The following is a 24,856-nucleotide window of genomic DNA, read 5'->3' on the forward strand; positions in this document are numbered from 1 at the left end:
CTTTAGGTCATGAAACTTCTCATCATCTACTTTCTTGTTCTTGGATTCATTTGCATCCGCGACTTGTTCAAGGTCAAGAATTTCGACGATTACGTTGTTGCAGGCCGTAAGCAGAGCAGTCCATTCGTTTTCATGAGCCTCATGGCCACAGTCCTTGGGGCGTCAGCTACGGTGGGCATTGCCGCACGTGCCGAAAGCATCGGCTTCGCCGCATTTTGGTGGCTCGGCGTCGGAGCTATTGGATTCTGGTTCCAGGCCGCATTTCTGAGCAAACCGGTTCATGACCTTGATGTGAGAACGCTCCCCGAAATTGCAGAAAAGACCGTCGGGAAAACAGGGCGAAAGCTTGTCGCATTTATCATCGCTATTTCGTGGATTGGGATTATCGCAGCGCAATTTGCAGCCGTCGCAGGATTCATCGGGCTTGTGCTAGGGCATGATGCAGGCACGCAATCGGTTTTGATTACCGCAGTCATCGTGATTGTCTATACGCTATTGGGCGGGCAGCTTTCAGTTGTTCGTACCGACGCACTGCAATTCGGAATTTTGACACTCGGATTTTTTGCAGCCGCCATTTACCTGTTCGGTGGATTTTCCGGCGCGGAAAATGCGGTACTCCAAACTGTGCAAAACATCGTTGACGGAGCAGCCGCAATTGCGAATGGAACCGCCGCGAACTCCGCAATCGCAACAACATCCGCAGGCCTCGCGACCTTCGGCGACTTTTCGCTATTGAACGAAAAATTCGGTTTCGCCGATTTAGCGATGATGCTCTTCACCGTTGGCGGCGCGTACTTCCTCGGCCCTGACGTGATTTCAAGAAACCTCGTTGCCAAAGATTCTTCATCTGCACGCAGGGCTGTTGTTGCCGGTAGTTTCGCCATACTCGTCTTTAGCGTGGTAATCGTTTTGCTTGGCATGTGGGCAGCCACTTACGCCCCGAATGCCGCAGGCACCAGCGTGAATCCTTTGTTCCGCCTCGCCTCCGGCGTGCTCCCGCTTCCACTTGCTGCCCTCCTATCCGTTGGGCTTTTGTCCGCGCTACTTTCGTCGGCAGACACATGCCTTATCAATTCCGCCGCCATTTTCGGAAGCGACATTCTAAACACGCGCCGCATTTCCATCGTGCGTTTGCTCGTCGTTGTTATCGGCATCATCGCCACATACCTTGCGCTCCAAGGCAAAGACATCATCGGGCTTTTGACGATGGCGTATTCCGTTTACACGCCGGGAATTGTGGCCCCGCTCGCCGTCGCCATCATTGCACATAAAAAATTCAACATCAAGAAATCGCTGTGGTACGCAGGCGTTGTTATCGGCGGGCTCTTCGGGCTCATTCCAGCAATCCTCGCCTCCACCGCAAAAATCCAAAGCCCTGCTTACTTGCCGCTTGTCGGGATTGCAATATCGCTAGTGTTCGCGCTGGCGAGCTTAAGAAAGAAATCCTAAAGGGAGATGCCCGATCGGTGTCGGGCATGACATAAAAAAGTCGCGAGCATTCCCGCGACTTTCCCTGTCTACTTCTAACTTCCTACTGTCTACTAATAAATAAACAGCATCTCCCTGTACTTCGGCAAAGGCCAAAGTTCGTCGGAAACGAGCTTTTCCAAGCTATCCACTTCCTTGCGGAGAGCGGCAATCGCATCGACAATGCCTTCGTGGAGTCCACCGAGAGATTTTTCCATCACATCGATGGCAGCCGTCAAACGAGTCAAGCCTTCGCCAAGCGATTTTGCGTAACCATCGAGGCCCGGGAAGCCTTGGTTCAAAGCCATTTCATTTGTCTTGAGTGCTTTAGAATACGCTTCGACAACCTTCGGCAAAATGATGTTCTTTGCCATATCGCGAGCGATTTCGCCTTCGATGTGAATGCGCTTGTGGTAATCTTCTACATTCACTTCGTAACGGGAAACCATTTCGGCACGGTTCATCACGCCATACTTTTCGAAGAGCGCGATATTTTCTTCCTTCGTCAAAGCCTTGAGCGCTTCCATGGACGTACGGATATTCGGGAGGCCGCGCTTTTCGGCTTCCTTCACCCATTCTTCCGTATAGCCATTTCCGTTGTACAAAATGCGTTTATGTTCCTTCACGATCTTTTGCAAGATCTTTTGCAAGCCCGTGTGGAAATTTTTATCATCAAGCTTTTCGAGTTGTTCAGCAATCATATCGAATGCTTCAGCGACAATCGTATTTAGAACAACATTTGGTTCAGAGCAGCTTTGGCTAGAACCCGGTGCGCGGAATTCAAACTTGTTACCTGTAAATGCAAACGGCGAAGTTCTGTTGCGGTCCGTAGCATCACGCGGGAGCGGCGGAAGTGTATCAGAGCCAAGTTTCATAGCGCCAGCTTGCTTGCTAGACTTGGGCACACCTTGTTCGAGCTGTTCAATCACGTCCATGAGCTGATCGCCGAGGTAAATGGAGATGATTGCCGGAGGAGCTTCATGAGCGCCAAGACGATGATCGTTACCAGCACCAGCGCAAGTCATACGGAGCAAATCAGCATGCGTATCAACGGCATACATGATGGCGCAAATGGCAGTGAGGAACACAGCATTTTGATGCGGGTCCTTGCCCGGATTGAGCAAATTGCCCTTGCCATAAGAAAGGCTCCAGTTGTTGTGCTTGCCAGAACCGTTCACACCTGCAAACGGCTTTTCGTGCAACAGACAAACGAGACCGTAGCGGTCAGCCACATTGCGGAGCGTTTCCATCACGAGCATGTTGTGGTCGCAAGCGAGGTTCACTTCTTCAAAAAGCGGAGCAAGTTCGAACTGCGCCGGAGCCACTTCGTTGTGGCGGGTCTTTGCCGGAATACCAAGCTTCCACAATTCCTTTTCCACATCGTTCATAAAGTTCAAGATGCGGCTCGGGATGCTGCCAAAATAATGATCATTCATTTGTTGATGCTTTGCTGGAGTAGCACCAAAAATCGTGCGGCCGGCCTGATACAAATCCGGGCGTTGCAGATAAAATCTCTTATCGATCAGGAAGTATTCCTGTTCGGCGCCGAGCGTAACGGTCGTCTTTTTCGGACCGGCCTTGAAGCAAGTCATGAGACGGCGAGTCGACTTCGAAAGAGCTTGCAAGCTGCGGAGGAGCGGAGTTTTCTTGTCGAGAGCTTCACCCGTGTAGCTGCAGAATGCCGTCGGGATGCAGAGCGTAGCACCATTGCCGTGACGCTTGATAAATGCAGGGCTCGTCGGATCCCAAGCGGTATAACCGCGGGCTTCGAACGTAGAACGGAGTCCGCCGCTCGGAAAGCTTGAAGCATCAGGTTCGCCGACAATCAAGTTCTTGCCGCTGAATGTCATGATAGCCTTGCAGCCAGACGGTTCAAGGAAAGAATCGTGCTTTTCAGCAGTAGAACCGGTCAAAGGCTGGAACCAATGCGTAAAATGCGTTGCACCGCGATCCATCGCCCAGCGCTTCATAGCATGAGCGACATCGCCAGCGATGCTCGGGTCAAGCGCAACACCTTCGTCGATCGTTGCGAGCAACTTTTCGCAAATGTCTTTCGGGAGGTAAATGCGCATGGCATCGGCATTGAAAACGTCTTCGCCATAGAAATCGACATTGGCAGGAGCGGCAGGCAGCACGGCACTCACCGGAGCAGTTGCGATATCATAAATGGCTTTATTACGACTACTATTCATGTTTTTTCCAGTCTTTTTAAAGTGATTACTTAACGTCATGCTGAGTGAAACGAAGCATCCAGTGACATTTTACTTAAGCACACAGAAAATTAGCAACCCAAAACACGCTTTGCATTGAAAAAATCGCCAATTTTTCGCACTTTTCATTACATTTTTGTAAAAATAAATCAGTTTATTACATTTTTGTAAAGCATATGACAAAATATTTACTATATTAAACCCGTTCATCTCTCCTAGAGCTGCGTCGGGTTACAGCAGGCCCGGCGCAGCAACAGGGAATCTGGAATAAACATGGATATACAATCCCTTGAAAACACGACTTTCGCGGCCATCGTCGAGAAAATCCAAAAGGTTCGCAAGCGTGGCGAGCTTCTTGAAAGCATTCAAGGGATTTTAAAGAAAAACTTCGAATCCATCGAAAACGAGCACCAAATCGAGTGCCAAAAAATCCGCAACATCATCGAAGGAATCCCGGGAGAACTCATCGGCAACACCCGCGAAATGCGTGAAGTGAGCAAACTCGTACGGCAAATCGCCCCCACAAGCGCAACAGTGCTTATCCGCGGTAAGGCAGGAACCGGTAAAGAATACGTTGCCCGCAGTATTCATGAGCTTTCGGACCGCAAGCAAAGTCCATTCATCGCACTCAACTGCGATGCCCTCACCGAAGGCGCGAACTCTTTCGAAAGCGAACTCTTCGGCTTTGAACGAGGAGCGTTCACAGGCGCCACCAACAGGCACATCGGCAAGGCGGAACAAGCAAACGGCGGCACGCTATTTCTAGATGAAGTCGCCGACTTGCCGCTCCCCGCGCAAATCAAGCTACTGCAATTTATTCAAGAACAAAGTTTCAAGCGCCTCGGCAGCAATATCGAGCAGCGCTGCAACGTGCGTCTCATCGCAAGCACTGGCAAGAATCTCGAAGCAATGATGCAACACGGCACGTTCCGCGAAGACCTTTATTACCGCCTAAACATTTTCCAGATTTCGCTCCCTGAGCTCATACAACGTAAAACAGATATTTTGCTTTTAGCGGACCATTTCATCGAAAAGATGAATTACAAATACGGCAAGAAAATTTTGCGCTTAAGCTCACCCGCCATCGACATGCTCATGAGCTACCATTGGCCGGGAAACGTGCGCGAACTCGAAAACTGCATCGAACACGCATGCCTTGCCACAACAGACGTCTGCATCAACGCCTACGACTTGCCGCCCACGCTGCAAACCGACGTCACATCTGGCACATCCGTGCTCCCCGAAGGCAACAGCCCGCTTGCCACGCTGATGGACAGCTACGAACGCGAAATTTTAAGCGAAGCGCTCCGCCGCCACGATGGCAACATGAGCGCCGCCGGGCGCGACCTTTCCGTGAGCCCGCGCATGATGCTATACAAAATAAGGCGGCTAGGAATAGCCGCCTCGAATTAGCCCCTCGATCAGGTCGAGGATGACAAAAAGTCATTCCCGCGTAAGCGGGAATCCATTATTTCTCGTTACTTATCTTACGATTGTAACACTGTAGACCGGGAGCATATCCTTCGGAGCTTCAATCTTATTCAGCTTGCCATCTTCGTATGCATAAAGCGCAGCCTTGGAGCCACGATCACCGATGTAGAGCACACCAGTAGCTTCATCATAAGCAAGACTTTCAACGTCATCCACGCCAGAAATCTTTTTCACAGACTTTTCAGCAAGATCAACTTCAGCAAGAGACACACTACCCCACTGTTCAATCACAGGAGCATAGGCAATGCCATCTGCAAGAACGATCGTATTCCAGACGCCGCCACCCAACTTCTTGCCATCAACAACCATCGAGGAACTCTTCTTGGCAAAGTCAACCACTTCGATACCACGAGTATCATCAGCATCCATCTGATAGGTTGCGCTCCATTCACCAGCGGATGCCACATAAAGCTTACCCTTGGTAAAGCCCATTGCCATCGGATTTTTCTTCGCAAGTCTAATTGTATCCAGCAAATCGCCATTATCAAGCTTATACATAGCAAGGAGAGCCGGAACCTTAAAATTATAATTTTCAGAACGGCCAAAGAGTGCGAACAAGGTATCGCCACTCACTTCAAGATCCACAAGATTCGGGGACAAAGCTTCGCCCTGGCAGAACTTATCCGTATTAATAGTCTTGGTAATTTCTCCATTCTTTACGGACACCTTTACAATTTTAGCGACATTTTCATACGAGACCCAAACTTCATCTTTATTGGCCTTTACAAGGTCGCTCGGGTTGGCTTCTTTATCCAATTTTTTCTGCCATTTTGCCTTATTTTCAGAAACATCAACAAGCGTAAGGTTGTCCTTACCCTTTCTTTCAAGGACGAAAAGATTACCATCAAGGCCAATTATCTTGGTATCTTGATAGAATTCAAGAGACGTTCCGGACAATTTGTCGTCATCCACTCCATAGAGTTCGCCAACGTCACCCGCATATGCATCAGACGCAAATGCATAAACAGAACCCGGCTTAAGCGGTTCATCATCAGCAGAAGTGGAGTTGTCCGAGCAAGCCGTCATATAGAGGGCAAGGGACGATGCCGTTGCAAGCATAAGAAATTTTTTCATAGTGGTTCCTTTTTATGTTTTTCGCAGACGATGTGAATTACAGATTTTGCAAGTCCCATTCTGCGCGGGGTTAAAACCCCTGTGTTAATGTTAATTTGTATTCTCGCCCCGGTGTCGGGAATGATATATAGGGATTTCTATAAGTTTCATCCGTCAAGTTCCTGAGCGCAAAAACAAGTCGAGTTTTTGAAAACGGCGTATAGCCCAACGCAAAGTGGTGCAAATCAACAGCAGGCTGTTTTATGCGATTTGCACGGTCATCAAAGATGTCGGTACGATATTCCGAAGTCCATGTCAAATCGAGATGGAACGGCAAATCAAATCGAGCCTCCGCATAATACGAACGCGCAGGTTCATTCGGGAGTTGTTTGCCATAGTAATACTTTTCATCGCTACGATCTTCAGCATCTTGGAATGTCGCTCGTAAAACCACGGAAAGCCATTTTTTCGGCCTACTTTCGAGTTCCGCTTCAAGCCCACGAATATGCGCTTCTCCAACATTCTTCGGTTTTGAAATACCTGCACTCACCAACCAATAAATTCCATTATCCAAATCGGTTTCAAAATACGTTGCGCGAATTGCGGTATTGCTTTTGGGAATCATATAATAGCCACCGACTTCAAAACGCAACGCCGATTCATCCTTCAAATCAGGATTTGAGAGCATTCCTGGATAAACACCATAAAGCTCCATCAATTGAGGCGTACGAACAAATCGTCCAAAACTCAAGTTGCCACCGAACCGAGAATTCGGTGCATCATAGCGCACAAAGCCTCGTCCAGACCACGAAACATTACGGTCTTTCGCTGTTTTCAGCACAACCGATGTCGTAGGCTGAACAAATTTTCCACCATGAATATCATCCTTGACAATTAACGCCGAAGCTTCACCGCCTACAGAAAGGTTTCGAACAACATCATAAGAAACATCACCAGAGATATTCGTCGCAACACGCATCAAGTTCCATTTACTCGACGACGTCCCCCGCTTTTCATAATAGGACGCATCCAAGGATAAACGCAAATTCGCTTCTAGCCGTTCTCCCAAATAACTGGCAACGATTTCAGGGGCGAGGCTATAACCCGCAGCACCATATTCCTGCATTCCAGACATCGTATAGCCCAGATGATCCAATGGATAATACGAATGCGAAGTCGCCTTTTCATACTTTCCCGTCAGCGAAAGTTCCAACCAAAGCCAACCGAGCAACTGCGGAAGTTCTGCACGATACGTCGTCTGTACAAACTCGCCCTTGTAGCCCGCCACAGACGTTTGGTCGTCATCGCGTCCTGGGTTACCGCCTTCAGAACGGCTAAAGTTAAAATTCAAAGTCGAAAACACACCATTCGCATGCAAGACGCGAACTTTGGCAAGCCCAGAATATTCCGTAAATTCAGCGTTCCTGCGCGTATCCGTAAAATCGTCATCGGGATTGTACGGCGTTCCGTTCTGGCTATCAAATTCGTAATCGTTATCGCTGTGCCGCGCCGACAAAGACGCACTCACCGAGGCGCTATCCGTCAAACGAGAGAGCAACTGCGTCGAAGCTTCCCACGTGTTGTGGCTACCATAACTCAAAAGCACACGACCCGACTTTTTCTCTTCAGGCTTGAGCACTGCTTCGGCAGGTTTCGAACCTTTCGTGATAAAGTTGATGGCTCCGCCAATGCCGCGACCGCCAAATTTTGCAGGAACTCGATCCTTGTAGACTTCAATCTTTTCAATCTGATTCAAGTCAATCGTTCCAAAATCAACCGCACCACCCGACGCATCGTTCAACGGGATTCCGTCCATGCAAACGACAATGTTCTTTGCCGAAACTCCACGAATACTCACGGTCTGGAAGCTCCCGACACCGCCCTGACGCGTGTACTGCACGCCCGGAAGCGAAGCCAAAACTTCAGCCGCAGAAAGGCCGCGACCTTCCCATGCCTCCGGCGTAATCTCGGCATAGCTCGAAGACGCCTGCAACGGCTTTACATTTTCTGACGCTGTTCCGAAAACAGACGACTCGCCTAAATCCTGAATAAACTCTTCGGAAAAACTAGAAACGCTCGCAAGCAGTACGGCCGCGCACACGCGAACGCCAACACGACTGTAAATGCCTCCGCACACAGTCAAATACCTACGCAAATGCGTGGCTATGCAAAGCGATGTCTTTCGCACCGTTTAACAACCCGTGGCGCAAAGCGCCCGTTGTGCCTTACAGTTCTTCTGACTCGGGGATCACTCTACTTCCAGCCCCTTCACACCCGCCTTTGCAAAACAGAATTTCCGACTTGCGACGAGCATTGGTTTACGCTAGTTTCGTCCTCCCTTACAGCGGCGAGACCGTTCCCGGCTTTCACGGGATTCTCTTATAAAGCTTTCTTCACGAAAGCCATACAGCGTTTTACCGCATAAGGCAATTACAACACAAAATATAGTAATAACGGCAAGGGTATGTAACAAATATTTTTCAATTCTACTTTACAACTATTCTTTTATAATTTCTCGTAAACGAGGAATTTATGAGAGTTTTATTAAGTTTAACCGAAAAATGCAATCTTAGATGTACCTATTGTTATTATAACGAAAGTCAGAACGAACGATGCGCCGATATGAGCGATGAGGTCAGAGAAGCAAGCCTCCGCTACATTTTAGATAAGACAATTGAGTTCAAACACGATTATTTGTCCATCACATTTTTCGGAGGAGAACCTCTCCTAAAGTTTGACGCCATACAAAAAAGTGTTTCCTTTCTCAAAAATCTCGTGCAAAGCCGTTTTTCCGAACTCCCCAAAGGTTTCGCATTGGTTTTCGCCATCAATACAAACGGCACCTTATTAAATGACGAAATTCTCGAATATTTCAAAAAAGAAAAATTCACAATATATGTATCAATCGATGGTCCTGCATCACGGCACAATCTTTCAAGACGAACCGTAAACAACAAGGGGAGTTTCGATGCCTTAGCACCATTCATTCCAGAATTGGTCAAACAAGACGCTTTCGTGATTTCAGTCACCAACAGAAACAACATTAAGGGATTAACCGATTCCGTCAAGTGGCTTAAAGCGCAAGGTTTTAAAAACGTTCAAAATGCAGTTGACTTCGACGGGCGCTGGACTTCAGAAGACATGGATGCACTCGCAGCCGAGTACACCAAACTTGCAGAACTTTGGTACAATCTCAAAAAAGAGAAAAGTGATTTTTACATACAAACAATACAGGACCATATTCTGCTCCACGCTCTCGACCTAAAGGTAAAACATTGTTCTTGCGACATTCTCAAAGGATCCATCGGCATCGCAACGAATGGAAACGTATTCCCATGCAGCCGATTCATTTCCAGCAAGCCCAATGCCCCCTACTTACTTGGTAACGTTCTAGATAAAGAAGACCACATATACGATAGCCCTGCAGCTCAAGAAGTTTACAGGTTCCTCGAAACTGAAAAAAAGGAATGCATTGGATGCGCCATCCAACGTCGCTGCGCCGCACATGAATGCGGTTGCACCTCATTTTACACAACGGGAAGCCTATTCGGGGTTTCACCAGAAGTATGCACACACGAGCGCATCCTCAGTGCAATTTGCGATGAATTTGCCGTCAAACTTCAAAACGAAGGTAAGGCGGAAGACATCCTATAAATTCAATCCACCTACAACAAGGAGAAATAATGGATAAGAAAACAATCAGCATCAATAAAGTCGCTGCCACAGCCGACTTGAAAAAACCGAATACAGACGGCATCCAAGGTCGCATCAAGCCGCTTGAAGGTGACATCGCTCCGGGTTATATCCCGAAAGGACCGAAGGAACCCATCGTACCGCCCAAAATTACAACAGGCGGCAAGACTCCGCTGAAAGATGCAATTAAGGACAAAGTCAATCTCAGAAAGTAATTCTTTACTTTTTCCATTCCGCGAGCACCATGCCCGCAACAATAGCCGCCGCGCCCGCAAGGGCGACGGCTGTTATTTTTTCGCCAAGCGCAATCACAGCCGTAATAATCGTCACAAGCGGAATCGCATAGATATAATTGCTCGCCAAAACCGTTCCAAGTTGCTTCAGTACCTTATTCCAGATGAGGTATCCAAACATTGACGAGAACACCGTGAGGCAAAGAAAATTGAGCGACACGACAGGTTCCGCAAAGTTCTGCCACAGGACTCCGAGGAAAAGCCCTGCACCCGCTTCATTTGGAGCAAACGCCGTTTCGCCCAGCATAATGATTATTGACGAAAGCGCGCCATAGAAAAACATCTTTCGAGTTATAAACAACGTAGAATATTTTTCATTGAGAGGTCGTACAATCAACGAATAAATCGTCCACATGCAAGCCGAGCAGAACGCGAGCAAATCGCCCACCGGCGAAAGTTTTAGAATAAACTTTCCATTCAGCACCACAAGCACCATGCCAACAAACGTGACAAGGCACCCGATAATTTGCCGTTTGCAAAGACGTTCGCTCTTGTAAATAAGCCCGCCAAAAATCATCGTCAAAAGCGGGTTCGTGCAGACAATCAGCGAAACATTGCTCGACGGCGAAATCGAGAGCGCCGTGTTCTCCGCCCAAAAGTAAAGCGTGCAACCCGTCAGCCCGCACAAGCAAAGAATCAGTTCGTGCTTCCAGTTTTCACAACGGAATTTTTTATGCGTCATGGCGAGCAGCAGCAAGTACGTCACCGTAAAGCGCAACGTAAAAATCTGCACCGCCGAGAACCCGTGATTCAAAAGCACCTTCGTGCTCACAAAACTCGTGCCCCAAAATGCAATTGTTCCAATCGCAAGGATATGCCAAAGTGCAAGACCACGCGAGGTGTTTGCTGTAGATTCAAAGGCTTTAATCGGAGCAGGTTTCATCGACCGCAAAGATAGTTTTTTATAAAGCCAGTAGTCTATAACGGGGCCCCATATCGCAAAGGTTCCACACTGTTAACATCTTTATTCGACAAAAGGCAATCGATCGTTTCGCTCGTGGCGGTGCCAAGAATGATAGATCTATCTAATGCGACATCCTCGCCTTTGCAAGTTTTCACAATTTCTTTACAAGCATCCATTGGAATATCATCCCAGCAGCCGACAACAATTTCAAGAGACACATCTTCAACAACCCAATGCGCCCCCGTGTAGTCAAATTCCAGCTTCGTCGTATCATCGACACTGAACGTGTTATACAGCCCATCAATACGAGAATCAATAGCCACCTTTTCAATATCCTTTTCTGATTTCGCAAAGCAAATGTTCATATCTAAGTTATCCGTATAAAGAGCTGAACAATTCACAATATCAATGCCTACACCCTTTAGCGACTCGCGTTCAGCCTTTTCCATTGGGTAATCCTTGATAATCCAAAAACGTCCTGCCACTTGCGTCATAAGCGAATCATCATCAATCCTCTTGACAAGAGTTTCTTTACCGCGAGAACTATATACAATACCATCCGCAACAGACTCATCAGCATCATACGTATTGTACACCTCCTCAACTAAAGACATGATGGTCATTTTTTCAACATCCTTATCAGCTTTCATCAGACAAAGATCCATATAGGAATATTCACTTCTATAACCACTATATTCAAAAAGATAATGAATGGAACCGCTGTAGCAACGCAGTCTATGAATTCCAATTTTTTCAAGAGCTTCTGTTTCGGATTTATCAAGATTGCCTGACATTAACAACCAAAAACGTCCGGCAGACTGCGTCATTTTAGGATCCGCATCGAATCTTTGGACAGTCTTTTTTTTGTCTCCATTTTTTATGACAATACCACTGACTGTAAACGATGAACTCGATTTGGCATCGGGAGCACTCGATGATAACAATTCACTCGATGAAGAAAGGACACTTGAAGAAGAAATCTCTAGAGACGAAACTCCCTCGATAGAACTGCTAGAAGATATTACCGTCTCAGAAGACATTGAACCGTTCGATTCAGGCTCCGTCAAAAAATTACTCGACGATGCGGAATCATCCCCACAAGATGCAAAATAAAATGCAATACAGAATAATGAAATTGCGAGTTTAACGTTCCGCATACGGTCTCCTTTTCTTGTTCTTAATATACAAACAATATGGAAAGAACGAAAAACCGTGTTAAAGTCCAAAATGGCAAAATCGATTTTCCACATATAGTTTTTAATTATTACTATCTATAACTTTTACCTAATTTCGCCTATACTTTCTTACTTTCAGACATTTTCGAAAACCATTTTACTAGACCATGCTATAGAATCTAACTATATTACAAGCCATAAATAATTTATAAAGGATTACAAAATGTCTAAAATCGAAACTCTTTGCATTCAGGGCGGCTGGCAGCCGAAAAACGGCGAACCGCGCGTTCTCCCCATTTACCAGAGCACCACGTTCAAGTACGAGACCACCAATGACATGGCCGACTTGTTCGACTTGAAGGCTTCCGGCTACTTCTACACCCGTCTGCAGAACCCGACCAACGACGCCGTCGCTAACAAGATTGCCGCTCTCGAAGGTGGTGTTGCCGCGATGCTCACGAGTTCCGGTCAGGCAGCAAACTTCTATGCCGTCTTCAACATCTGCGAATCTGGCGACCATTTCATCAGCACTTCTGCTATTTACGGCGGCACGAGCAACCTCTTCTCCGTGACCATGAAGAAGCTCGGCATCGAATGCACGTTCGTTGACCAGGATGCCTCTGACGAAGAAATCGAAAAGGCTTTCCGCCCGAACACCAAGTGCGTCTTCGGCGAAACAGTCGCAAACCCGGCTGGCAAGGTTTTGGACCTCAAGCGCTTTGCTGATCTCGCCCACAAGCACGGCGTTCCGATGATCGTCGATAACACCTTCCCGACTCCGATTCTCTGCCGTCCGATTGAATTCGGCGTCGATATCGTGACGCATTCCACCACCAAGTACATGGATGGCCATGCTACTGCTGTGGGCGGCTGCATCGTCGATAGCGGCAACTTCGACTGGGAAGCAAACCACGACCGTTTCAAGGGCCTCACCGAACCGGATCCGAGCTACCACGGTCTCGCCTACACGAAGGCATTCGGCAAGGGCGCTTTCATCACGAAGGCTACCGCACAGCTCATGCGCGACTTTGGTTCTATCCAGTCTCCGCAGAACGCATTCCTCTTGAACCTCGGTCTTGAAACTTTGCACCTCCGCATGCCGCGCCACTGCGAAAACGCTCTCGCCTGCGCCAAGTTCCTCAAGAACCACCCGAAGGTGGCCTGGGTCAACTACGCAGGCCTCGAAGGCGACAAGTACTATGAACTCGCCCAGAAGCAGTTCAATGGCGGTCTCCCGTGCGGCGTTCTCACGTTCGGCATCAAGGGTGGTCGTGAAAAGTCCATCCAGTTCATGGATAGCCTCAAGATGATCTGCATCGTGACTCACGTGGCCGACGCCCGCAGCTGCGTGCTGCATCCGGCAAGCCACACGCACCGTCAGCTCACCGACGAACAGCTCATCGAAGCAGGCGTTGCACCGGACCTCATCCGTTTCAGCGTGGGTATCGAGAACGTCGAAGACATTATCGCCGACCTCACGCAGGCTTTGGACAAAGTGTAAACAATCGTATTACACCTCAATACATCAAAAACGGCGCTGACCAATCAGCGTCGTTTTCTTATATAGCCATATCCCGCATATATGCCTATATTTAGGGAACCTCAAAAAGAAGGATATAACAATGCTTAATTTAATAAGGGCTGTTAGCCGCTTTTTATCGACATACACATCGCTTTTCGTTATCGCATGTGCGATCATCGCGTTTTTCATCCCGACGCTTTTTGGCTGGGTTCACGGCAACACAAGCTCAATTATTCTCGGCATCATCATGCTCAGCATGGGTCTCACCATCACCATGGACGACGTTCGCAACTTGATGAAACGCCCCGCCGACATTTTCCTTGGCGCCGTAGCACAGTACACCATCATGCCGCTCGTTGCGTTTACGCTCACGAAGATTTTCGGACTTGACCCGTATTTGGCTATCGGCATTGTCCTTGTCGGTTGCTGCCCAGGCGGCGTTTCGAGCAACGTCATGAGCTTTTTGGCTAAAGGCGACGTCACATACTCCGTAAGCATGACCATGGCAAGTACGCTCCTCGCCCCGCTTATGACTCCGCTTTTAGTCCTTTGGCTCGCCGATACAAGCATCGAAGTGAACGCCGTGGGCATGTTCCTCAACATCCTTTACGTGACGGTGTTTCCGATTCTCATCGGTTTCACTTGCAACTACTTCTTCGGCAAGCGAGCAGGCTTCAAAGAATTCCAATCGAACATGCCTGCCGTAAGCGTCATCGGCCTCGCGTTAATCGTCGGTGGCGTCATCGTGACCGTGCGTCCGCAACTCTTAACGAACGGCATGGGGCTTATTGCACTCATCCTCGCAGTAGTCTTTTTGCATAATGGCCTCGGCTATGTGCTCGGCTATAACGTCGGTCGTTTGTTCAAATTTAACACCGCCAAAAAGCGCACCATTTCCATCGAAGTCGGCGTGCAGAACGCAGGCATGGCAACAGTCCTCGCCGCAGCATTCTTCGCCAACCCAGAAAATCTCGCTCTCCACCCGGAAGCAGCCCTTTGCGTTGTTCCGTGCGCCATCAGCTGCGCCTACCATTCCATCAGCGGCACAATCCTCGCCGGAATTTTCGCGCACATGGATAAAAAGAAGTCTCAGTAGCAAGACATCCATTTTCACAACACAAACAACCCAACATTACCCATAGAAAAAGGTCTTCCCCCAAGGAAGACCTTTTCTGCTAAAGATCTGATAAATTATTAATCATCATTAAAACTATCTTCAAAATCCTTCAATTTCGATTCAAAAGCATCACTAATTGTTTTCTTATCGTCATCATTAAGGAAACTATACTTGATACTATTTCGTGCAATCATCTTTACTTCATCATAAGTTAAATTATACCTGTAAACAGCACGAGAAAATTCTTCCGTAATAGAAGTGCGAAGAATCCCCGGATCATCAGTAGATATAACTATCGGAACTCCACTCTCTTTATAAAGGTTAAACGGATGAGAATCTCCTTTGACACCGAGAATAAACTCGTTACTTGTGAGATTTATCTCAATCGCAATATCATTTTCCTTCATCAAATTCAAAAATGAAGCGCTGTCATGTTCAAAGACGATATCAACACCATGACCAATTCTTCTTGCACCTCCAACCATTACAGCATAAAAAACGTGATACGTAAGGTGTTCTGGTGGAACAAGCCCCATAGTCAACTCACCTGCATGAAGAGCAATATTCGGACCCTTGCCATATTTTTTTTCGAAATCTTTTCCTAATTCAGAGAGCATCAACATATGCACCACATAATACTGCATAGAGTTCTCAGAGTTTTCCGCAGCAACAAGATTACAACCAACAATATTTTTAGCCCCTTCCTGTGTAGTCATTGCCTTCAGAACGATATAAAGCTGGCAAAGCACAATAAGCGGATCTTTATCTCGTGAAGCGTACCCCTGCAATTTAATGAGGACATCATCATCTGATACAATGGTTGTATCAAATTTACTTGTTATAAAACTTTCTATTTGCAGCGGGGTCTTAAGTATTGCTACGTTATCTGCTACATATTTCTGAACAGTTTGGTAGAGCTCCGAATTAGTATCTTCATATAGTCTATCATATTCGCCAATAATTTTTTTTACACTATTACGGATATTATCTTCATAGGTTACTATATCTCGGCTCCATTTTTCAAAATCATCTGCATAGCCTTTACGATCTTTTTCTGATAAAAAAACAGAGTTAGGAACTGTAGGTGAGATACCGATAGACTCGATATACTGTAGATTTTCCTCCTTAGCTCTAACCTTTAGCTGATGAACAATTTCAGGCAAATACTTATTACCTGCTGCAGCTATGAAATTTCCGAACAGCGAGAAAAAATACTCGTCAGCACCAAGAGGATACTTATAAGGGTGATAATTCCTTACACTCCATTTATCAATCAGAGACATGCGAGTAGAATGGAAATCATATTTTTTACACCCATATTCATCCGCTTCGAAAGTTTTTGCTGTCAATTGGATGTATTTGTCCGCATCATGATACTTTTTAGGATCTGGAGCACCATCACTCAATCTCCCGGTATCTGGATTAACATAAAGCTGTGCATTATATGCGATAGCAAATAACGTCTCAGCATAAGCAGCACCGGTAAGATGATGGTGCAAGTCAGCTCCTTTTGGCATATCGGCAAAAAACTGACGTAATTTCGCTTTATTATGCTTGATTGATTCAAAGTATTCATTTACCGGCATTGTTTTTCTCCTTGATTAGTTCGTCTCTATATTATTTATTGCCATTATCCTCCCTTTTACTCCGTAACATCTTATTTACACAAACACAGTGCTCAACATTTGAAAAGGGCGGCCCTTTCGGGTCGCCCTTTGTTATGACCAGGAAAACGTATGTCAATACAACAAAACCAAAAATCCTCAAGAATCTCGCAGCATTTCATGAACAAACTTTATTCATCAAAGCGTCGCGTACAAACAATTCCGTCAAGAGATCAGCAGTATCGCAAGCACCTGCCCGCTCAAAATTCTTAGCAACATCGTAAGCGGGTAAACAGAGGCGTAACCGATGTTCGTTGCTTCGGAATTGCTGAGCCCGTTTGCGAACGCGAGCGCCGGAGGGTCTGTCGTTGCACCAGCAAGCACACCGCAAAGCGAGAGGTAATTGACCTTGAACACGGCCTTACCCACAATCGCCACAATCATCAGCGGAACAAATGTGATAATCGCCGAAAGCGCCATGTAGTAGAATCCGTCGCCGTTCAAGAGCACATCAAAGAACTTGATACCGGCATTGAGACCCACGCAGCTGAGGAAAATCGTAATGCCGAGTTCACGCAGCATAAGGTTCGCGCTATTCGCCATGAAAAAGTTGAGCGGACCCATCTTTCGTTTACGGCTAAGGATAATCGCGACAATCAGCGGACCGCCAGCAAGCCCGAGCTTGAGCGGAGTCGGCATGCCAGGAATCGCCACCGGGATACTTCCGACAATCACGCCGAGGAAAATTCCGAGGAATGCCGGCAAAATTTCCGGATGGTCAAGCGCCGTGAGCGAGTCGCCCAATTCCTTTGCCGCAGCAGCAATTGCATCCGGCGTACCCACAACAAGCAATTTGTCTGCAAACTTCACGCGGATATCGAGGCGCCCGGTGAACTTGAACCCGCCACGCGTCACACGGCTTACCGTCACACCAAAGCGATCGTTAAGCGCAAGCTGCTGGATACTCTTGCCAAGAATTTTCTTGTTCGTCACGAGAATCGTCTTGACGGCCAAATTCGATTTCTGGAGCGTAATCGGCGTAGCCTGTTTTTCGCCAATAATCTTTTCCAAGCCCTCAATCGCCTCGGGCATACCGACCACATGCACCAAGTCGCCAAGTTCCAGCGTCATATCGCCCTTTGGCATGTTAATCACCTGGTCGCGAGCATGGCGCGTCACCACGGCTCCGGTCGAAATGAGCCCCGGAATATCCTTGATTTTGCACCCTACAAGATTTGCGTTATCGACCCTGAGCGTGCAAGACATGATTTCCTTGGACTGCTCCGCAATTTCTTTTTGGTACTCAGCAGCAGCAGTATCCGGTTTCTGCTTAAAGAACACGCGCACAAGAATCATCACAAGGATAATGCCAATCACACCGAACGGATACGCCACCGCATACCCCACGCCCGTCAAAGAAGCATCGACACCAGCCGCCGTAAGCGCCGAATTTGCAGCACCAAGCGAAGGAGTATTCGTCACCGCACCGCAAAGCATACCGATAAGCACCGGAACATTGCCGTGCATACTTGTCGTAAAATAAATAAGGACGGTAGCAAGTACGCCCAGAAGGACAATGCTTACTGCGAGAATATTAAGCACCAACCCATGTCTTTTTAGGGAGTCTACAAAGCCAGGGCCTACCTGCATACCGATTGTATAAACAAATAAAATAAGGCCAAATTCTTGCATAAAATGGAGTACGCTGGGCTCAATCCGCATTCCGATATGACCTAGAAGGATTCCTACGAAAAGAGCTCCAGCTCCTCCAAGGCTAACACCTTTAACCTTGATTTTCCCCACCATAATACCAATAGCTGCAGTGAGGGAAATTACCAACACCTGTTGTCCGACGGAGGGTTTAACGAGTAAGTCAATAAGCCATTCCATATACCATCCTTATTTTGCGCCCCAAATGTAGCATTGGAGATTGATAATGACTAATAGATTATTTATATTGTATTAATAACGAAAAATGATAGATAACGCACTTACGCCATCTGCTCCCCTTATAATGTTATTTACTAATATAATTCAGCCCGACAAAAACAGCAAATTTCAACCACTTTACTTTTAGCAACTTTCCAAAGAGAACGCGAAAAAAGCACTACATTTCTATATTATTTTGCAATTGAACCCGGTCTTTCGGCAAAATCAAGGCGTCGCAAAGGCTTGAGCAACAACACAGGTGGCACAAATGGCAGAAGAAATGATCGATATCCTGAACAGCGACGGAACTCCGGCGGGGTATGCCCGCGGAAGAACAGAAGTCCACGCCAAGGGACTTTGGCACCGCACGGTCCACATTTGGGCATTCGACACCCACGGCAGAATCGTTTTCCAGCTCCGTAGCCACCTCAAGGAAAACAACCCGAATCTGCTCGATACGAGCTGCGCAGGGCATATTACCGCAGGCGACGACAGCCGCAACGCCGCCATTCGCGAGCTCCACGAAGAGATGGGAGTTGACAAGCGCCCGGACGATTTCGAATACCTCTTTGAAGCGACCCACGAAAATGTCCTGAACAATGGGACGTATTTTGACAACGAATATTATGATACTTATAAGATTATTTTGTCCGATGAAGAGGCCACGCACTTAATTCCGCAACCAGGCGAAGTTGATGATTTCGTATGGATGACTCCCGCCGAATTTCTTGAAAAACACGCTAAAAACCCCGAAAAATTCGTAGACCACCCCAAAGATTACACGTGGATACAGTCAATACAACATACGCAAAAATAAGTATTAAATAGCTAAAGCAAGTTCATATTTTATATACATTCCTTTAATGGATTTGGGTAAATATTTTAGGAATTTCACGGGGGATGGTATCCATGAAGTACAAAAACACAGCCATTATTGTCGAAGGTGGCGGTTTACGAGGGGCGTATTCCGGCGGCATTCTCGACATTCTTGCAGATAAAGAAATAAAATTTGGAGGCGCAGCCGGCACATCTGCAGGCGCAATTCATTTGTGCAGTTTCTTGTCGGGGCAAATCGGGCGCAACTTTCGCGTCGACACAATCCACTCTAAAAGCCCTCGTTACATGAGCTTTAGAAACCTGTTGTTCACAGGCGATTATTTTGCTTTCGACTATTGTTATAAACAAATTCCATACAAAATCGATCCGTTCGAATTTGACAAGTTCACCGAGCAATGCCAAGAGACCGAATTCCATGTTTGCATAACGGATGTGGAAACGGGATTAGCCGAATACCCGCACATCACCGACTATCGCAACGAAGACGAGATGAACTACATCCGCGCCTCCGCGAGCATGCCGATTTTGAGCAAGATTGTCGAAATTCACGGAAAAAAATTCCTTGACGGAGGCGTTGCCGACAGCATTCCGTTCGAACAGATGTTCAAAAAGGGATTTGAACGCGCCGTGGTGATTCTGACGCGCCCGCTCGGCTACCGCAAAAAAATCAACAAAGCCCTCCCGCTTGTAAAACTCGCCTACCGCCATTACCCCAAATTCGTGGAAGCGGTTGCCACGCGCCATATCCGCTACAACCAGGCGCTTGACAAACTTGCACAACTCGAAGCCGAAGGCAAGGTATTCATTTTCCGCCCGAGCAAACGGATCAAAATTTCGGACATAGAATCGAATAAAAAGAAAATTGCGGAACTTTACGAGCTAGGAAAACAAGACGCCCACACCAAGATGCCGGAACTGCTGAAGTTCTTGGAAGGATGAACTAGACGATAGATTGACGAATCAAGGGTGCTACCGGGGTAAAAAGTTCCAGTAAAAAGCCGAAAAAACGCCAAAAACAGCTTTTTGTTGAACATGTTGCAACGAAAAACAACAGATTCTCAACACTGAATCTCAACGCTTTAGGACAACTATGGTAAATTTATAGTATGCCTGAAGTATTAGACTATTTGGAGTACCGTGAGTACCTGAAGGACTGGTTTGTCGAGACTAAAAAAGACAACCCGTTTACCTCGTACCGCTATCTCGGCCAGAAAACCGGCGTAGATCCGGCCTGGCTTGTCCGCGTTTTCCAAAAAGAAGGCCATCTGAACGAGAGCACGCTTCCCGTGTTCATCAGAATTTGCGGTCTCGATGACCGTCGCGCCGAATACTTCAAGACCCTTTACAGGTTCAACAAGACCAAGGCTAAGCAGACACTTTCCGAGCTCTATTACAAGCTCTTGGAGCTCCGCTCGCTCGAAACACGCGTGCTTTCGGAACCGGAACTCGCCTACTTTGGCAGCTGGGCATGTGCGGCCCTCCGCGCTCTCATCGGCATTACGAAAGACACAAGCGACATCGCAGGCCTTGGCAAGCATTTGAACCCGCCCATTTCGCAAGATGACGCCCGCAACGCACTTGGCATCTTGAAGCAGCTTGGGCTCGTAGTTCCTGACGGTACTGGCGGTTGGAACATTACAGACCAGATTATCAGCACCGGCGGCGAAGTCAAGAGTTCCGCAGTCCGCAGTTTCCACAGGCATACGATGGAACTGGCGCAAGAATCGCTCGACCGCCATAAGCCCGAAGAACGAGACATTTCGAGCGTCGTGTTCACTGCAGATGAATCCGACCTGCCCGAAATCAAGCATAAAATCGAGGAATTCCGCCGAGGACTCCTGCAATTTGCCCGCAAGAGCGAACGCGCCGACCGTGTTTATGCATTGAATATCGCCATGTTCCCCCTCTCCGACAAGGTAGCAGACCCGGCAACAGGCCCTACTTCGCCGCAAAATAACGGAGGTGGGAAATGATTTTCAGAAAGAAATTATATATTAAGGGTATGGAATTGAAGCAGAACAAAACCAGACGCGCACTTGCACTGATTGCTCCGATCGCAGTCGGGTTTTTGCTATGCGCCTGCGGTTCTGACAATGTTGCAGGTGGCGGTCCGAGCGGTACAGAAGCCGGTAACGCCATCACAGCCCAAATCCTTATTGCAAATGCTCCCGCAGCCAATGCCCGAGTCAAGCTTGTCGAACACAACAGCCTGAACGGTATCGAAGACGGCTTCACAGCCATTGCAAACGATAACGGTTTTGTGACTATCGAAAAAGTTCCTGTCGGCAACTACACAATGGAAGCCTCACTCAACGAGTCTGCCGTCCAATTGTCTGTTGATATCAAGGACACCATAAACGATGTCGATCTGGGAGCACACAGCTTGCAAAAGTCCGTCTACATCGGCGGTTCTATCGCAAACTTCGTTGACGATTCTATCAGCGAAAGCATTAAGAACATGACAGGCGTTCTCAAGTTCCGCGGCCTCGACCATTCTGCCACAATCAAGGACGGCAAGTTCGAAGTCAAGGGCCTCCCAGCCGGAAACCTGAACTTGGTGTTCATCCCGGATAACGCTATCGATACAATATATGTACCGATAAAAACAGATGCAGGCGATTCAATTACGTCAATCAAGCCTCAAGATTCCATCCCAGAAAACAAGAACGAAAGATTACTCATCGACGACTTTGAGGATGGAGACAACATCCATCTTTACGGTTCAGAATTCAGGAACCTGTTTAACCCATTTGACCCTAGCGGGGGATGGTCGATAATCACAGCCTCCAATTTCCAGGCGATGGCACCAGAAAATGAACAAATCAAAATTTATCCGGAAATTCCATTAGAAAACACTAGTCATCCATTCCTGTTAGTTATTCAACAAAATGACAACAGCGGCAAAGAAGTCCATTTGAACTTTGATTTCCCAGATACAGCAAGCTATGAATTATGGGCTTTGGTTGCATTGTACATCGGCAACCAATATACAACCTACGATTTAAGCTCAGTCGACTCAATAGCCTTTGACGCCTGGGGTTTTGGGGATGCAGAAATCCAAGTCATACGAAAGGACTTTACAGGTAACAGCTACACGACAGGGAAATACGCATTTACTCTTCCAAAAACGAAGACAAATCTCAAATTCGCTTGGGCAGATATTGTACCCAAAGCAGAAGATCGCAAGAGTGTAACTTTTATTTCTATCGTGTTCCACAACGATGCGGAACTCCACTTCGACAACTTTGAATTCATCGGCAAAGACCTGATGAACATCTGGAAAACAAAGGAATAATGCCGGGTGCAAATTCCGTAACATCGAATCAAGAGACGATTCACAAAGATCTTGAAGAAGTTGTCCGCAAGTATGCGCGGACAACTTTTTTGCGTCCCATCGCAGAGCATACGCGAGAGGCATTTGCCGAAGTAGAAGAATTCGTAAAAAAGTTCTACGATGCTAGAAATAATGGACAGCCCCAACAAGAGCAAAACGAGAAATTATGGATACACTCCCCTATCGCGCTACGCACTCCAGGGTCGAGAATGACGGCAGAGCCGAGTGATGCAGGGATTACACCGCTTGCGGTCATTCTAGATTCCGGTTGTGGCACAGGAGAAAGCACCATCCATATCGCCCGACGCTTCCCGAACATTCCGGTCATCGGGATTGACAAGTCCTGCGCTCGTCTCAACAAAGCAGGCAATCCTTCGCAAACATCAGGCGAAGAAGTCCCTGCAAATGCTTTTTGGATTCGCGCAGAGCTTTTGGATTTTTGGCGACTTGCGCTTGACTGCGTTAAAGCAGGCGAATGGGCAATTCCGTACCACGCGGTGTATTACCCGAACCCGTGGCCTAAACAAAGCGAAGCCACAAGGCGATTCCACATGCACCCGATTTTTCCGACGTTACTTGCACTCGGGAATACAATCGAGCTCCGCACGAACTGGGAAATCTACGCCCGCGAATTTGCAGAAGCCGCGAGAATCGTGATTGAAGAACGCACAAGCATAGCCTCGAAAGAACTTTATGGATCCCCTTCCTCGCTTCGTTCGGTCGAGGATGACAGCAAGAATGGTCATTCGGCCGAAGTGGACAAAAAGGGAGGTTCCCGCTTGCTTGGACTGCGTTCAACACAGGCTCTGGCGGGAACGACAATTAAGTGCGAAAGTTTCGACCCAAGCACCCCCGAAACAGCCTTTGAACGGAAATATAAAGATGCCCGCCAAGCACTCTGGCGGGTGGTTATTTGCTAATCGCGGCAAAGCCGCATCTTTCGTCTATAGCGAGCAGCGCGAGCGTTCTTTCGTCTATTTACGATCCTTCATCCAATTAGCGATGAACTTGAGGTTTCTCGTAAACTTGACATCCATTTCGGCACCGGGCACCACGATAAATTCCGTAAGTCCGTACTTGTCGCCCTTGCTACCCCAGTCATACGTATAACCCAGACGAGTCCACGGACGAGCATCCGGCCCTTCATAGCACTTCGCTGCACGAGCATCGAACCAGTTCTTGAACCACATGATGCGTTCAGAAACTTCGGCATCGTTTCCGTATTCACCTTCAAATGCGGTCCGCATATCAAAAGCCTTCACATCGGGCACATACGCCGGTCGCATCAAGTCATTCGGGCTTACCCACAAGAATGCCATGTGCGTTACGTTAGACGTTCTCGGTTCGCCAAACAACTGCTTGAATCTCAAATCCCAATTACGCACGCCTTCACTGTGATCATGGAACCAGCTCAAAAGTTCCTTTTCATTCACGACCCAGACAACGCTATCGGACTTGACCAGTTCGCCATCCTTATAAGTCTCGTCACCAGACGTAAGCGTTACCACGAGGAGTTTAGATTTATCCGCATTCCACGTGACCTTGTCGCTGTATTCATCAAGCGTCACAATCGTGTACTTTTCTTCTTCAAGCGCTTCGGCGGCATCCTTCACTGCAGCAGCAAATTTCACGTCCAAAATGGAATCGCGATTGACCATCGAGACTTTTTGGCCCTTGTTATCACGAATTTCGCAATACGGAATGCTATCCGTATTCACAGCGACCTCGGCCTTTGCAAATTGGTCGCTCAAAATATCTCCATTATATGAAAAAAGCTTATCCCCTTCCATAAACGAAATCACGACCTTGCAAAATCCCTTTTCTGGAATCACGACCGACGTGGGGAAACGTTCGTTTCCGGCACCAGCCGTATCAAGCGACATCTTGTTTTCATTTTCGCCGCATGTGTAATTGTATTCCGTAAGGGTTGCAACACCCGGCTTCATTTCGCTAAAGAACACATTTTCTTGTTCACTGCTAAAAGCCGGTTTTACTACGATGGATGTGCCACCAAGCATAATCGTATGCGGAATGCCCTCGCCACAGTAATATGCCGGTTGACGGAACACACCGATAATTCCCGTTTTTCCCTGAAAATTTTCAGCCTTGGAAACACCGCTCTTTGTGAGCGCACAGCCAAACAACGCAAGAGCAAAAGCGCTCCCCAATAAATAAATATTCTTCATCCGAATCCTCATCCTGCTAACGTCATGTCAAGCATCTAACC

The 24,856-nt window shown here is 47.4% G+C and carries 19 protein-coding genes and 1 riboswitch; of the genes, 11 read left to right on the forward strand and 8 right to left on the reverse strand.

Translation table 11 applies throughout. The annotated features are described in order from the left end of the window. Positions 1–9: 9 nt before the first annotated feature. Positions 10–1,449: a sodium:solute symporter gene (locus HUF13_RS06935; RefSeq protein ID WP_173474444.1), complete on the forward strand. Its 1,440-nt coding sequence runs from the start codon at positions 10–12 to the stop codon at positions 1,447–1,449. Between the two features lie 92 nt (positions 1,450–1,541). Here the strand turns inward: HUF13_RS06935 and HUF13_RS06940 are convergent, their stop codons facing one another. Further along, positions 1,542–3,659 carry a glutamine synthetase III gene (locus HUF13_RS06940; RefSeq protein WP_173474445.1) on the reverse strand — a complete coding sequence of 706 codons (2,118 nt, stop codon included), beginning with the start codon at positions 3,657–3,659 and terminating at the stop codon, positions 1,542–1,544. 291 nt (positions 3,660–3,950) lie between these two features. On the opposite strand from HUF13_RS06940, the gene HUF13_RS06945 reads away from it, so the two are divergent. Further along, positions 3,951–5,090, forward strand: coding sequence for a sigma-54-dependent Fis family transcriptional regulator (locus HUF13_RS06945; RefSeq protein ID WP_173474446.1), 1,140 nt, complete (start codon positions 3,951–3,953; stop codon positions 5,088–5,090). 69 nt (positions 5,091–5,159) lie between these two features. On the opposite strand, the gene HUF13_RS06950 is transcribed toward HUF13_RS06945, so the two are convergent. Next, positions 5,160–6,242, reverse strand: a complete 1,083-nt coding sequence (locus HUF13_RS06950) for a YncE family protein (protein WP_173474447.1) — start codon at positions 6,240–6,242, stop codon at positions 5,160–5,162. Positions 6,243–6,312: 70 nt separating this feature from the next. Further along, positions 6,313–8,358, reverse strand: a complete 2,046-nt coding sequence (locus HUF13_RS06955) for a TonB-dependent siderophore receptor (RefSeq protein WP_304038936.1) — start codon at positions 8,356–8,358, stop codon at positions 6,313–6,315. A gap of 71 nt (positions 8,359–8,429) precedes the next feature. Beyond that, positions 8,430–8,646, reverse strand: a riboswitch (cobalamin riboswitch). A 107-nt stretch (positions 8,647–8,753) separates the two neighbouring features. Here HUF13_RS06955 and HUF13_RS06960 point away from each other — a divergent pair. Continuing rightward, entirely contained in the window at positions 8,754–9,875 is a 1,122-nt protein-coding gene (locus HUF13_RS06960; RefSeq protein WP_173474449.1) for a radical SAM protein, read from the forward strand. Between the two features lie 29 nt (positions 9,876–9,904). Next, entirely contained in the window at positions 9,905–10,129 is a 225-nt protein-coding gene (locus HUF13_RS06965; RefSeq protein WP_173474450.1) for a hypothetical protein, read from the forward strand. Between the two features lie 4 nt (positions 10,130–10,133). Here HUF13_RS06965 and HUF13_RS06970 read toward each other — a convergent pair whose 3' ends face one another. Next, positions 10,134–11,090, reverse strand: a complete 957-nt coding sequence (locus HUF13_RS06970; protein WP_173474451.1) for a DMT family transporter — start codon at positions 11,088–11,090, stop codon at positions 10,134–10,136. A 35-nt stretch (positions 11,091–11,125) separates the two neighbouring features. Further along, positions 11,126–12,268, reverse strand: coding sequence for a hypothetical protein (locus HUF13_RS06975; RefSeq protein ID WP_173474452.1), 1,143 nt, complete (start codon positions 12,266–12,268; stop codon positions 11,126–11,128). A 241-nt stretch (positions 12,269–12,509) separates the two neighbouring features. Between HUF13_RS06975 and HUF13_RS06980 the strand changes: the two genes are divergently transcribed. Both HUF13_RS06980 and HUF13_RS06985 read left to right on the forward strand, forming a co-directional pair. Then, complete coding sequence (locus tag HUF13_RS06980; protein WP_173474453.1) at positions 12,510–13,787, forward strand: O-acetylhomoserine aminocarboxypropyltransferase/cysteine synthase family protein; 1,278 nt, start codon at positions 12,510–12,512, stop codon at positions 13,785–13,787. 121 nt (positions 13,788–13,908) lie between these two features. Further along, on the forward strand, positions 13,909–14,904 hold the full coding sequence (locus HUF13_RS06985; protein WP_173474454.1) for a bile acid:sodium symporter family protein: 996 nt from the start codon (positions 13,909–13,911) through the stop codon (positions 14,902–14,904). Between the two features lie 98 nt (positions 14,905–15,002). On the opposite strand, the gene HUF13_RS06990 is transcribed toward HUF13_RS06985, so the two are convergent. Continuing rightward, positions 15,003–16,511: a hypothetical protein gene (locus HUF13_RS06990; protein WP_173474455.1), complete on the reverse strand. Its 1,509-nt coding sequence runs from the start codon at positions 16,509–16,511 to the stop codon at positions 15,003–15,005. 243 nt (positions 16,512–16,754) lie between these two features. Next, complete coding sequence (locus tag HUF13_RS06995; protein ID WP_173474456.1) at positions 16,755–18,419, reverse strand: putative transporter; 1,665 nt, start codon at positions 18,417–18,419, stop codon at positions 16,755–16,757. A gap of 307 nt (positions 18,420–18,726) precedes the next feature. On the opposite strand from HUF13_RS06995, the gene HUF13_RS07000 reads away from it, so the two are divergent. From HUF13_RS07000 to HUF13_RS07020, 5 genes are all read left to right on the forward strand, one after another. After that, positions 18,727–19,275, forward strand: a complete 549-nt coding sequence (locus tag HUF13_RS07000; protein ID WP_173474457.1) for an NUDIX domain-containing protein — start codon at positions 18,727–18,729, stop codon at positions 19,273–19,275. 92 nt (positions 19,276–19,367) lie between these two features. Then, complete coding sequence (locus HUF13_RS07005; protein WP_173474458.1) at positions 19,368–20,234, forward strand: patatin family protein; 867 nt, start codon at positions 19,368–19,370, stop codon at positions 20,232–20,234. Positions 20,235–20,401: 167 nt separating this feature from the next. After that, positions 20,402–21,268 carry a TIGR02147 family protein gene (locus tag HUF13_RS07010; RefSeq protein ID WP_173474459.1) on the forward strand — a complete coding sequence of 289 codons (867 nt, stop codon included), beginning with the start codon at positions 20,402–20,404 and terminating at the stop codon, positions 21,266–21,268. Beyond that, a complete protein-coding gene (locus tag HUF13_RS07015) occupies positions 21,265–22,590 on the forward strand; it encodes a carboxypeptidase-like regulatory domain-containing protein (RefSeq protein WP_173474460.1) in 1,326 nt (441 codons plus the stop codon). Before HUF13_RS07010 ends, HUF13_RS07015 begins: the two co-directional genes overlap by 4 nt. Then, positions 22,590–23,549 (forward strand): methyltransferase domain-containing protein, encoded by a 960-nt coding sequence (locus tag HUF13_RS07020; protein ID WP_173474461.1) that lies wholly within the window; start codon positions 22,590–22,592, stop codon positions 23,547–23,549. Before HUF13_RS07015 ends, HUF13_RS07020 begins: the two co-directional genes overlap by 1 nt. Positions 23,550–23,603: 54 nt before the next feature. Here HUF13_RS07020 and HUF13_RS07025 read toward each other — a convergent pair whose 3' ends face one another. Continuing rightward, the gene (locus tag HUF13_RS07025) at positions 23,604–24,815 is read right to left on the reverse strand and encodes a hypothetical protein (RefSeq protein WP_173474462.1); all 1,212 of its coding nucleotides are present in this window, start codon (positions 24,813–24,815) and stop codon (positions 23,604–23,606) included. Positions 24,816–24,856 lie beyond the last annotated feature (41 nt).

This window comes from Fibrobacter succinogenes, from assembly GCF_902779965.1.
Lineage (GTDB): Bacteria > Fibrobacterota > Fibrobacteria > Fibrobacterales > Fibrobacteraceae > Fibrobacter > Fibrobacter succinogenes_F.

Bases quoted from the DNA above. Each gene is read 5' to 3' on its own strand.
- HUF13_RS07025 (WP_173474462.1), bottom strand. From the start codon at position 24,815: ATGAAGAATATTTATTTATTGGGGAGCGCTTTTGCTCTTGCGTTGTTT.
- HUF13_RS06990 (WP_173474455.1), bottom strand. From the start codon at position 16,511: ATGCCGGTAAATGAATACTTTGAATCAATCAAGCATAATAAAGCGAAA.
- HUF13_RS07020 (WP_173474461.1), top strand. From the start codon at position 22,590: ATGCCGGGTGCAAATTCCGTAACATCGAATCAAGAGACGATTCACAAA.
- HUF13_RS07015 (WP_173474460.1), top strand. From the start codon at position 21,265: ATGATTTTCAGAAAGAAATTATATATTAAGGGTATGGAATTGAAGCAG.
- HUF13_RS06950 (WP_173474447.1), bottom strand. From the start codon at position 6,242: ATGAAAAAATTTCTTATGCTTGCAACGGCATCGTCCCTTGCCCTCTAT.
- HUF13_RS06995 (WP_173474456.1), bottom strand. From the start codon at position 18,419: ATGGAATGGCTTATTGACTTACTCGTTAAACCCTCCGTCGGACAACAG.
- HUF13_RS06940 (WP_173474445.1), bottom strand. From the start codon at position 3,659: ATGAATAGTAGTCGTAATAAAGCCATTTATGATATCGCAACTGCTCCG.
- HUF13_RS07000 (WP_173474457.1), top strand. From the start codon at position 18,727: ATGGCAGAAGAAATGATCGATATCCTGAACAGCGACGGAACTCCGGCG.
- HUF13_RS07005 (WP_173474458.1), top strand. From the start codon at position 19,368: ATGAAGTACAAAAACACAGCCATTATTGTCGAAGGTGGCGGTTTACGA.
- HUF13_RS07010 (WP_173474459.1), top strand. From the start codon at position 20,402: ATGCCTGAAGTATTAGACTATTTGGAGTACCGTGAGTACCTGAAGGAC.
- HUF13_RS06960 (WP_173474449.1), top strand. From the start codon at position 8,754: ATGAGAGTTTTATTAAGTTTAACCGAAAAATGCAATCTTAGATGTACC.
- HUF13_RS06970 (WP_173474451.1), bottom strand. From the start codon at position 11,090: ATGAAACCTGCTCCGATTAAAGCCTTTGAATCTACAGCAAACACCTCG.
- HUF13_RS06965 (WP_173474450.1), top strand. From the start codon at position 9,905: ATGGATAAGAAAACAATCAGCATCAATAAAGTCGCTGCCACAGCCGAC.
- HUF13_RS06935 (WP_173474444.1), top strand. From the start codon at position 10: ATGAAACTTCTCATCATCTACTTTCTTGTTCTTGGATTCATTTGCATC.
- HUF13_RS06975 (WP_173474452.1), bottom strand. From the start codon at position 12,268: ATGCGGAACGTTAAACTCGCAATTTCATTATTCTGTATTGCATTTTAT.
- HUF13_RS06980 (WP_173474453.1), top strand. From the start codon at position 12,510: ATGTCTAAAATCGAAACTCTTTGCATTCAGGGCGGCTGGCAGCCGAAA.
- HUF13_RS06945 (WP_173474446.1), top strand. From the start codon at position 3,951: ATGGATATACAATCCCTTGAAAACACGACTTTCGCGGCCATCGTCGAG.
- HUF13_RS06985 (WP_173474454.1), top strand. From the start codon at position 13,909: ATGCTTAATTTAATAAGGGCTGTTAGCCGCTTTTTATCGACATACACA.